Origin of the sequence: Streptomyces sp. NPDC057877 (assembly GCF_042796855.1) — a bacterium.
Taxonomy (GTDB): Bacteria; Actinomycetota; Actinomycetes; order Streptomycetales; family Streptomycetaceae; genus Streptomyces.
On record NZ_JBHVMS010000004.1, the window covers coordinates 61358 to 72068 of the forward strand.

General features: G+C 71.0%; 6 protein-coding genes. 4 read left to right on the plus strand and 2 right to left on the minus strand.

Going from position 1 to position 10711, the window contains the following annotated elements; genetic code table 11:
* Positions 1-138: 138 nt before the first annotated feature.
* Positions 139-1371: an MFS transporter gene (locus tag ACFVQG_RS11775; RefSeq protein WP_383379953.1), complete on the minus strand. Its 1233-nt coding sequence runs from the start codon at positions 1369-1371 to the stop codon at positions 139-141.
* 83 nt (positions 1372-1454) lie between these two features.
* Between ACFVQG_RS11775 and ACFVQG_RS11780 the strand changes: the two genes are divergently transcribed.
* The 4 genes from ACFVQG_RS11780 to ACFVQG_RS11795 all read left to right on the plus strand — a co-directional run bounded on the left by ACFVQG_RS11780 (position 1455) and on the right by ACFVQG_RS11795 (position 7143).
* On the plus strand, positions 1455-2420 hold the full coding sequence (locus ACFVQG_RS11780; RefSeq protein ID WP_383379956.1) for a LysR family transcriptional regulator: 966 nt from the start codon (positions 1455-1457) through the stop codon (positions 2418-2420).
* 156 nt (positions 2421-2576) lie between these two features.
* Positions 2577-3686, plus strand: coding sequence for a hypothetical protein (locus tag ACFVQG_RS11785; RefSeq protein ID WP_383379959.1), 1110 nt, complete (start codon positions 2577-2579; stop codon positions 3684-3686).
* Positions 3686-5881, plus strand: a complete 2196-nt coding sequence (locus ACFVQG_RS11790) for a glycosyltransferase (protein ID WP_383379962.1) — start codon at positions 3686-3688, stop codon at positions 5879-5881. Before ACFVQG_RS11785 ends, ACFVQG_RS11790 begins: the two co-directional genes overlap by 1 nt.
* Positions 5878-7143 carry an acyltransferase gene (locus tag ACFVQG_RS11795; RefSeq protein WP_383379964.1) on the plus strand — a complete coding sequence of 422 codons (1266 nt, stop codon included), beginning with the start codon at positions 5878-5880 and terminating at the stop codon, positions 7141-7143. Before ACFVQG_RS11790 ends, ACFVQG_RS11795 begins: the two co-directional genes overlap by 4 nt.
* 93 nt (positions 7144-7236) lie before the next feature.
* Here ACFVQG_RS11795 and ACFVQG_RS11800 read toward each other — a convergent pair whose 3' ends face one another.
* A complete protein-coding gene (locus tag ACFVQG_RS11800) occupies positions 7237-10701 on the minus strand; it encodes a DNRLRE domain-containing protein (RefSeq protein WP_383379967.1) in 3465 nt (1154 codons plus the stop codon).
* Positions 10702-10711 lie beyond the last annotated feature (10 nt).

Consider the following 10711-nt stretch of genomic DNA (forward strand, 5'->3'; position numbering starts at 1 on the left):
GAGAGGGGGGTTGGGCGGGCGTGGCGGGAGAGGTCAGGCGCGGGACCGGGCGAGGGCGGTGAGGGAAATCAGGCGCGGGACCGGGCGAGGGCGGTGAGGGAAATCAGGCGCGGGACCGGGCGAGGGCGGTGAGGGAAATCAGGCGCGGGACCGGGCGAGCGCGGCCAGCGAGATCAGCAGTGCCGTCGCCGCGGCCAGGACGGGCACCCCGTACCCCGCCGTCGGCGACCAGTGCTCGACCACCCAGCCGCCGCCCGCGCTGCCGCACGCGATGCCGCCCAGCAGCCCGGTCACCGCGAGCGTCATGCCCTCGTTCAGCCGCCCCTCGGGGGTGACGCGCTGGACCAGTGTCATGTTGGTGACCATGGTCGGGGCGGTCGCCATCCCCGCGATCAGCAGCGCGCCCCCGAGGAACACCAGCGAACCGGTGAGCGTGGCGGCCAGCAGCGGCAGCGTCAGCAGCGCGGTCATCGCGGCGATGCACCACGACAGCCGGGCCCGCACGGACCCCGACGGCTTCAGGGCGCCGTACGCCAGACCCGCCGCACACGAACCGGCCGCCTGGAGCGCGAGCACCACACCCGCCGCCGACTTCTGCCCCTGTGCGTCCGCGAACGCGATCGTGACGACCTCCATCGCCCCGAACACCGCCCCCGTCGCCAGGCATACGGCGAGCAGGGGCCGCATCCCGGGCGCGCGCAGCGGCGCCTTGCCCGCGGGGCGTGCGCCGGGAGTGACCGGCGGCTCGGTCGACCGCTGGGCCGCGAACAGCAGGACACCGCCGACCATCAGGACGACCCCGACGAGCGTGCCCGCCTCCGGGAAGAAGGTCCCGCACAGGAAGGCCGCGAGCACCGGCCCGAGCATGAAGCACAGCTCGTCGGCGGCCTGTTCGAAGGCGTTGGCGGTGTGCAGCCCCTTGGCGTCGCCGCGCAGCAGATGGGACCAGCGGGCGCGGGACATGCCGCCGGTGTTCGGGGTGGTGGCGGTGGCGGCGTAGGCGGCGAACAGGGTCCAGTCGGGCGCGTCGTAGTGCACGCACGCCACCAGCGCCAGGCTGCCCAGCGCCGCGCAGAGCGTCGCCGGTACGGCGATCCGCGCCTGCCCGTGCCGGTCGACGAGCCGCGCTGTCCAGGGGGCGACCAGCGCGGTCGCCGCGAGCCCGGTCGCGGTGACGGCACCGGCGAGGGCGTACGAGCCCCGGGAACCGGCGATCATCACGACCGCGCTGACGCTGAACATGCCCATCGGGAGGCGGGCTATCAGGTTCCCGACCGTGAACGCTCGGGCGCCGGGGATGGTGAAGAGACGGAGGTAGGGGTTGGAGGGCTGGCGGACAGGGGTGTCCTGCGCGGCGGGTGACTGCGGCATGCGCTCACCGTCGCGCGGATGTGATCAAGGGGTCCAACACCTGGTGAGTGCCGATTCACGCACGCCTGTTGTAAATTCCCCGGATGCCCGCCGATGTGGACCCCCGTCTCCTGCGCGCCTTCGTCACGGTCGCCGAGGAACTGCACTTCACCCGTGCCGCCGCCCGGCTGTTCATCGCCCAGCAGGCGCTCAGCAGGGACGTACGACGACTGGAGCGGGAACTGCGTGCCGAGCTGTTCGTGCGGACGACCCGGCAGGTGACGCTGACCGCCGACGGCGAGCGGCTGCTGCCGTACGCCCGCCGGGTGCTCCAGGCGCAGGACGACCTGCTGACCGCCTTCGGGCAGACCCGCCCGCTGCTGGTCGACCTGAACTCGCCCGGCCTGGACACGCATCGCCGGGTGCTGTACCTGGCCCGCGAACTCGCCCCGGACCTGGAGCTGATGGCCCGCTACGAGAGCGGCCTGACCGGGGCGGCGGGGGAGCTGGTCGCCGGGCGGCTGGACGCCTCCTTCGGCCGGTTCGCCGGTCTGGACCCGGCGCTGCGGGCACAACTGGACCATCAGCCGGTCCGTGTCGAACCGATGGCGATCATGCTGCCCGAGGGCCATCCGCTCGCCGCGCTGGAGGCGGTTCCGCTGACGGCGCTGGCGGGCGACTCGGTCTACGCGGGCGCGGGCAACCCCCGTACACCGGAGTGGACCGACCTCGCACGCCACCTGTTCGAGGGATGGGGGATCGAACTGGCGCCCCCCTTTCCGCTGGCCGTCGGCGAGGAGGAGTTCCAGCGGCTGATGACCAAGACCCGCACTCCGGTGCTCGCCGTGGTGGGCTTTCCGGCCATGCCTGGCTCGGTGGTGCGGCCCTTGGTCGAGCCGATACCTCTGTCACCGGTGTCATTGGTGTGGCGGAAGGGGCTGGTGCACCCTGGTCTCGAGGCCCTGCGCCGGGCGGCGACGCGGCTCTCGGCGCGGGAGGGGTGGCTGCGGATACCCGTGGATGGATGGATTCCAGCCATTGATGAAGATGTGATGGGCGTCCTTAAATGAGACGCGGCAAACAGGATCTTCTGGCGTGCGCTACATTCATGGCCTGAGCACGGTGTGGTAAACGGGGCGCTCGGGCCGGGTGGGGGCCTGGTTCGGTCGGCGGGTGCTCGGGGTCGTATGCGCATCCGTAACTGTCCCGTGGGGGGAAGTGCGCGCGTGAACAAGTGGCGAGAAGACGCCCAACCCGAGTGGCCCGAGGCGGCATCCCCTACGGGATCGATGCGGGCCGATGGTGCGAAGACCAGGGCGCTCCCGGAGACGTCCGGATTCGACGCGTTCGGCGTTCGTCGACGCGAGGGTCTTCGTGGTACGCCCGGGGCGGAGCGCGAGACGGCCGAAGCCGCGGAGACGGCGGTACTGCCCGCGGTCGCCGCGCCGGGAGGGCCGGACACCACCGTTCTGCGCGACCCCTGGGCGGAGCCCGCGACCGTCGACGGCGACGAGGGCGCGACCCACGATCCCCACGAGGTCACCGTCCAACTCGACGCCATACAGATAGGCAACGGTCGCCTGAGCGCGGTGGCGGGCGTTCCGGCCGCCGCCGACCAGGACGCCGCCGGTCCGGTCTTCGTCGACGAGACGGGCCGCCGCAGCCGCCGCTTCCGCCGCATAGGCATGCTCGTGGGCCTGGCCTGCGCGGTCTACGCCATGGTCATCGTCGCCACGCTCCTGTCCGGCAACTCCCACGCCCCCTGGCTGCCCGTGCCGGAACAGAAGGGCGACCAGCCCGCTGGCCAGGTCGACAGCCCGCTGCTGCCCACCGACTCGGCACGGCCCTCCGGCTCCGACAGCGCCGACCCCGGCGCCAGCCCCGACGCCAGCGGCGAGGCCTCGGTGTCGCCGGAGGTGTCGGGTGTCGCGCCCGGCACCTCGGACACGGAGGGGGAACCGGGCGCCACCGCCACCACCGACCCGGACCCGACGGCCACGAACCCCACCAGGCCGGGCACCGGAGTGACCGGGCCGGGCGGCGGTTCGACCGCCACCTCCGACCCGACGGCCACCGACGGCCCCACCGGCCCGGAGCCCACCGACACCGCGCCCGACCCCGACCCGACCGAGACCTCGGGCGAGGGCACGGGCGGCGGCGACACCACCGGCCTGGACACGGACAGCGTGGCGGTCGCCCCGGCGGACGGAACACAGGCCGCAGAGAACGAGAAGGCGACCCCGGCCGACTCGTCCGAAGCCTCGATCACCCTCGCGACCTCCCCGCTCTCCCCGCTCTCCGCTTTCTCCCCCTCCTCCCCGGAGTACGTCCTCTGATGGCAATCCGCACCACCCGCCGTCGAGGGGCCGCACGGTCAGGAGCGCCCGACGGCTCCCGCCGACGCGTGCCCCTGCGCTTTCTGCTGCCCTCGCTCGTCCTGGTCGCCCTGATGGCGATGCTCATGCTGCGCGGCTATGTGCACAGCGAGATCCTGGCCGACCACCGTGTCCGCCCGCCCGCCGCCAACGACAAGGTCCCGCAGGAGATCCTCAGGGGCGACCCGGTCCTGGACACCCGCGGCGGACGCACCGGCAGCCTGAGCGTGCCGGACCACCGCCTGGTCCTGACGTTCGACGACGGCCCGGACCCGCAGTGGACCCCGAAGGTCCTGGACGTGCTGAAGAAGTACGACGCGCACGCCGTCTTCTTCGTCACCGGCACCATGGCCTCCCGTCACCCGGACCTGGTCAAGCGGATGGTGGACGAGGGCCACGAGATAGGCCTGCACACCTTCAACCACCCCGACCTCTCCTACCAGTCCAAGCAGCGCATCGACTGGGAGCTGTCGCAGAACCAGCTGGCGATATCGGGCGCGGCGGGCATCCGCACATCGCTTTTCCGCCCGCCGTACTCCTCCTTCTCCGGCGCGATGGACAACAAGTCCTGGCCGGTGACCGAGTACATCGGCTCGCGCGGCTACATCACCGTCCTCAACAACACCGACAGCGAGGACTGGCGCAGGCCGGGCGTCGCGAAGATCATCGAGAAGGCCGCGCCCAAGGGCGGCGAGGGCGCGATCGTCCTGATGCACGACTCGGGCGGCGACCGCTCGCAGACCGTGGCGGCCCTTGACCGGATGCTGCCCGACCTGAAGGCCGAGGGCTACAGGTTCCAGAACCTCACCGAGGCCCTGAACGCCCCCAGCGCGCACACCCCGGTCACCGGCCTCGACCGCTGGAAGGGCGCGGCGTGGATCTTCCTGGTCCAGGCCTCGGAGAACATCACCAGCGGCCTGGTGGTGGGCCTGGCGGTCATCGGTTCGCTGGTGATCGGCCGCTTCGTGCTGATGCTCGTACTCTCGGCCGCGCACGCGCACAAGGTGCGCCGCAAGGGCTTCAGCTGGGGCCCGCGGGTCACGGAACCGGTATCGGTCCTGGTCCCGGCGTACAACGAGGCCAAGTGCATCGAGAACACGGTCCGTTCGCTCATGGCGAGCGAACACCCCATCGAGATCATCGTCATCGACGACGGTTCGACGGACGGCACGGCGCGGATCGTGGAGGCGATGGGGGTCCCCAACGTCCGGGTGGTCCGCCAGTTGAACGCGGGCAAACCGGCGGCCCTCAACCGCGGCCTGGCCAACGCCAGCCACGACATCGTCGTGATGATGGACGGCGACACCGTCTTCGAACCGGCCACCGTCCGCGAACTCGTCCAGCCCTTCGGCGACCCGCGCGTGGGCGCCGTCGCGGGCAACGCCAAGGTCGGCAACCGGGACACGCTCATCGGCGCCTGGCAGCACATCGAGTACGTGATGGGCTTCAACCTCGACCGCCGTATGTACGACGTCCTGCGCTGCATGCCGACGATCCCCGGCGCGGTCGGCGCCTTCCGCCGCTCGGCCCTGCAACGCGTCGGCGGCATGAGCGAGGACACCCTCGCCGAGGACACCGACGTCACCATGGCCCTCCACCGGGACGGCTGGCGCGTCGTCTACGCGGAGAACGCCCGCGCCTGGACCGAGGCCCCGGAGACCGTCCAACAGCTCTGGTCCCAGCGCTACCGCTGGTCCTACGGCACCATGCAGGCCATCTGGAAGCACCGCCGCGCCCTGATCGACCGGGGCCCCTCCGGCCGCTTCGGCCGCGTAGGCCTCCCGCTGGTCTCCCTCTTCATGGTCCTGGCCCCCCTCCTGGCCCCCCTGATCGACGTCTTCCTCCTCTACGGCCTCATCTTCGGCCCGACCCAGAAGACGATCATGGCGTGGCTCGGCGTCCTGCTCATCCAGGCGGTCTGCGCGGCGTACGCCTTCCGCCTGGACCGCGAGAAGATGACCCACCTGATCTCCCTCCCGCTCCAGCAGATCCTCTACCGCCAGCTGATGTACGTGGTCCTGCTGCAGTCCTGGATCACGGCCCTCACCGGCGGCCGTCTCCGTTGGCAGAAGCTCCGCCGGACGGGCGTGGTCGGCGCGCCGCCCCCGACGTCGGACGCCCGTGAACGCGCGCTCGACGGAAGGCCGGTCGCATGAGCACCCCCTGGACGGCCTCGCGGCAGAACACGGCCACTTCGTACGCCCTCACCAAACCGGACGACCTGGTTCAACCCGCTTCCGCCCCCCGGAGCGGCCCGGTCCGCGACCGCTACTTCGACTTCCTCCGCGCCCTGGCTCTCTTCCGCGTGGTCCTCTACCACCTCACGGGCTGGGCCTGGCTCCCCTTGGTGTTCCCCTCCATAGGCGTCATGTTCGCCTTGGCGGGCAGCCTGATGACCCGCTCCCTCAAACGCCCCGCCCTCCAGGTGGTCCGAGGCCGGATGCGCCGCCTGCTGCCCCCGCTGTGGCTGCTCGGCGCGATCGGCGTGACGGGCATGCTGCTCCAGGGCTGGGGCCCCGACGACGACGGACACCCCGGCTGGTGGTGGCTCCACCTCACCTTCTGGATCCTGCCGCTCAGCGACCCGCCGTACGCCGAAGGGCTGGCCGGGGTGCGCGGTGTCATCGGCGAGGACTGGGCCTCGGAACTCGCGGGCCCGCTGTGGTACATCCGCGCCTACCTCTGGCTGGTGCTGCTCTCCCCGTTCCTCCTGCGGGCCCTGCGCGCGCTGCCGTGGGCGACCCTCCTCTTCCCCCTCGCCCTGTCGTACGCCGTCAACCACGGCTACGTGGAACTGCCCGGGGAGCGGTTCCCCTCCGCGGTCGAGGACTTCAGCACCTTCGGCGCCTGCTGGATCCTCGGCATGGCCCACCGGGAAGGCATCCTGAAGCGCCTCCCCCGCTACGTCATCCCCTCCGTCGCCCCGCTGATCGCCCTCCTGGGCCTGTGGTACGCGGTGCGCCAGGGCTTCGAGACCGGCCACGACCTGGACTCCATCCCCCTCGCCCAGGCCATCTGGTCCTTCGGCACGGTCCTGCTCCTCCTGCACATCAGCCCGAGCTGGACCGACTGGCCAGGTTGGCTCCGCCGCTGGGACGGCTTCATCACCCTCCTCAACTCCCGCGCCGTCACCGTCTACCTCTGGCACAACATCTGCATCCTCACCGCCGCGACGATCCTGGACCACCTCTGGGAGTACGAGGTGCTGGAGACGAACGTTCCCTGGCTCCTCGAATCGCCCTGGCCCACCCTCGCCCTCACCTGGATCCTCGTCGGCGGCTGCATCGTCTGGTTCGGCTGGGCGGAGGACCTGGCCGCCAAGCGCAAGCCGCGACTGTGGCCGGACGGCTCGGGATCCGACCGTGCGAACAGCGCCGGTCGCGGGGCGGACGGACGGTCCCGGCGCCGGAAGGCCTGAGTCCCGTGGCACCGCGGTGCGGGGCCGGGGGACGGGTGGAGGTGACGGGGCCCGCCGCTCGCCAGGCGGGTCCCGGCCACGTCGTCGTTCCGCTCATCCGATCGCCAGCCGGGTCAACCAGTAGTCCTTGGGCTTGATGATCTCGGTCCCCGACCCGGAGAGAACGGTCCTGCTTCCCGCGTGGAACCGCACCGAGCCGTCGGACCGGATCGACCAGATGTCCGGGATCCCGTCGTTGTTGGCGTCCGGAGTGCCCATGAGCATGGGGACGCTGGTCTTCGCCCAGACGGTGGCGTCGTACTCGTAGTCGACGCCACCGGCCGCGTTGGCCGCGGTGGCGAGCGAGTTCAGGTCGACCCCGCCTCCCGAGGCGGCGATGCCCTTGCGCAGCACCAGCCTGCCGGAGAGATCGGTCCGGAAGAGGAGGTCGGCGACGCCGTCACCGGAGATGTCCGAGACGCTCACGAGATCCCGGTCGACCCAGGCGGACGAGACGAAGAGGCGTACCGCCTGGTCCACCGTGGCACCGTGGTAGCCGGTGAAGGCCCACAGTTCGCTTCCGGCGGTGGCGAAGAAGTCGGTGCGGCCGTCGCCCGTGACGTCACCCGTGGCCAGGATCTGCGTCAGAGCAGCCGGATCGGGTGCCCCGGCGGGCAGGATGATCTCGCGGCGCCGATCGGTGTTGACCGCGCCGTAGCCGTCCCCGGGGTAGACCCAGAGCCTGCCCTCGACCCGGACGACGAGGTCCTGGAGGCCGTCGCCGCCGTAGATGTCGCCGTTGTGTGAGATGAGGGCACCCTTGAAGTGACCGCTCGGGGCCGACACATACGGTGGCAGGTCGTCCCCGTTGGGATCCTTGTCCGGGTTCGCCCGGTAGGCCCCCGGCATGGAGTAGTCCAGGTCGCCGGTGCCCTTGGTGACGTCGGGGTTGGCCTGTGAGGGGTAGAGCGCGAGGTTGCCCGCCGAGGTGACGGCCATGAGGTCGGGGAGCCCGTCGCCGGTGAAGTCGCCGGGCTTGTCCGCCTGGTCGCGGGGGGAGACGTAGAAGAAGTACCGCGCCGGTTCGGAGACGTTGCCCGCGCCGTCGACGACGCGCACGTAGAGGACGTTGGGTCCGGCGGCCGGGGGCTTGGCGTTGCTGATCGTCGCGGTGGTGGTCGTGGGGGTGCCCGCCGTCCTGCTCACGGAACCGGTGTAGGCCGGGGCGTTGAACGCGTACTCGTACCGCACGACGTCCGAGTTGCGGGCCTGCACGGTGAAGGAGCCGGGCGTGCCGAACTTCTTGGTGCTCCAGTTGGAGTCCTCGGCGTCGTTGCCGAAGCCGTTCTCCTTGATGTCGGCGTTCGGGAAGTCGGTGGAAGTGATCTTCGGTGGCCGTGGGGCGGCGGTGTCCAGGACGAAGCGGCACGGGTTCGTGGACGGCGCCCACTTCGACGTGGTGCCCGCGTCGTCGACGGCCCGGACACGCCAGGAATACGTGGTGCCGTTGGTGAGCCTGCTGGTGGAGAAGGCCGGGGTCGTCCTCAGCGCCGTGTCCGTGTCACCGCCTGCCGACACGAAGCCGGTCGAGCCCAGCAGGTCGCCGGTGGTGCCCAGCTTGCCTGTCGGCCAGAGGTCGAAGTTGAAGTAGTCGAGGTTCTTGTCCTTGTCCGTGGCCTTGGCGGTGAACGTCAGACTGCCCGCGCCCATGCGCGCGTACGGCTTCGAGGTCGTGCACTTGGCGTCGGGGCCCAGGTCCAGTGAGCCCGAGACGATGGAGGGCGCGCGGTTGTAGTACAACTCGAGAACGGGGCCGTGCTCACCGTTGGCCTGGAACTTCTTCCAGGCGTACTGCGACTTCTCGTCACGGGCGCGCAGACCGAAGGTGATCGTGCCGTTCCCCCGGTCGGCGGCCTTCTGCACACCGCTCTTGACGTCGAACGTCTCGTAGGCGTCCCGGCACCCCGACTTGTAGCCGTGCGCGAAGCTCTTGGTGGCCAGCCTGTTGCCGTCGTGGAGCTTGGGGGCGTTCTTCCAGTTGGTGTGGGAGTTGATACGACCGGTGAGGTGCACGCTCATCGAACGCGCGCTGCACGACCAGGAGTAGGTCTCCAGCATGCGCAGCTTCGCCTTGACGATCTTCGTTCCCTTGAGGGAGGAGTCGAAGTCGATGGTGAAGAAGGACCGCGAGGTGCCCCAGGTGTCGGACTCGAAGCCGACGCGGGCCTCGTGCGTGCCTCCCGGATTGAATCCCCGGCCGTTGTAGAACGTCGCGTTGGGGTGCCGGTTGTAGGCGGTGGTCCAGTTCTGGACGTGCTTCTTGACCGAGGGGTCGATGAAGACGGGGTAGGTCGTCGCGGGGTCCTGGAGGAACGCCTGGTCGGGAGTGAGGGTCCACTGTCCCGCCGCCAGTTCGGGCTCGACCAGTTCGCCGCGGGAGTCGGGGGAGGGGCCGTTGAGGGAGGGCAGCCCCAGGGTGCTCGAAGGCCCCGTCTGCGAGGGGGCGGGGGTCGGCTCGGGCGGCACGGAGGGCAACGGGGACTCGGAGAGCGAAGGCTCGGGGCCGTCGGTGGCCGAGGGCAGATCCTCCACGTCGGTGTCGCTCTGCTCGTCCGACTCGATCTCCTCGGCGGGACTGGGGCTCCCGCTGTCGCCGGGGGAGGGGCTGGGCGAGTCCGTGGGGCCCGGGGTTTCCGACGCCGTCGGCTGGGCCGTCGCCCCCACTCCGCCGTCGGTCACCGCTGGCACGCCGGTGCTGTCCCACATCAGCGGCGTGGGCGACATGGCCACCTCGTCGCCGTAGGCGTCCTCGGCGGTGACGATGCCGGAGACCGGGTCGAGGCGGAAGGTGAGCGTGGACGACTGGATGCCGTAGACGAGTTGCTGCACGCGCGGGTCGGAGGCCGCTTGGCGGTTCTTCAGCACGAGCAACTGCGCGAAACCGTCGTCGTCCGCTGTGAGCACCAGGTCCGCGCCGGGGAGGATCTCCGGGTACAGCGCGCGGTTGTCCTGGATGATCGGCGTGGGGACGGGGCCCGGCCAGGTGAGCTGGATCGCGTGCAGCCCGCCGTCGACGTAGAGCGTGACCAGAGGGCTTCCGCTGTCCTCCGCCGCCCCCTTCACCAGGGAGACCCGCCGCACCGTGCTCCGCGAGGCCCGCTGCTCGGCCCCGCCGCCGGATCCGGTCGAGAAGACCATGCGGGTGTTGGTGGCCCTCGGCTCCCATCCGGCCTTCGTACGCCGCAGACTCGGGTCGATCTTCTTCCACTCGCCGTCCACCTTGGCCCGGACCGGCGAGGCGTACAGCCGCTTCATCATCAGACCGTCGGGTCGGGCCCAGGTGGTGGAGTCCGCGGTGCGTGCGGCGGTCACCTCCACTGCCTTGCCCGTATGGGCGGCTCGGGTGATGGCGGCAGCCTCGGTGACGGGCCGGGTGGGCCGGCCGCGGGCGCTGTCCTCGCTTCCCGAACCTTCGTCGAGACGGAACCCGGCGTAGACGATGCCGGTCGCGGCGACCGCGGATGCGAGGAGCACCGCGGTGGCCCGACGGCCGGGTCCGCGGCGCCAGTTGCGCGTCATCGGGCGAGTT

Bases quoted from the DNA above. Each gene is read 5' to 3' on its own strand.
- ACFVQG_RS11795 (WP_383379964.1), top strand. From the start codon at position 5,878: ATGAGCACCCCCTGGACGGCCTCGCGGCAGAACACGGCCACTTCGTAC.
- ACFVQG_RS11775 (WP_383379953.1), bottom strand. From the start codon at position 1,371: ATGCCGCAGTCACCCGCCGCGCAGGACACCCCTGTCCGCCAGCCCTCC.
- ACFVQG_RS11790 (WP_383379962.1), top strand. From the start codon at position 3,686: ATGGCAATCCGCACCACCCGCCGTCGAGGGGCCGCACGGTCAGGAGCG.
- ACFVQG_RS11780 (WP_383379956.1), top strand. From the start codon at position 1,455: ATGCCCGCCGATGTGGACCCCCGTCTCCTGCGCGCCTTCGTCACGGTC.
- ACFVQG_RS11800 (WP_383379967.1), bottom strand. From the start codon at position 10,701: ATGACGCGCAACTGGCGCCGCGGACCCGGCCGTCGGGCCACCGCGGTG.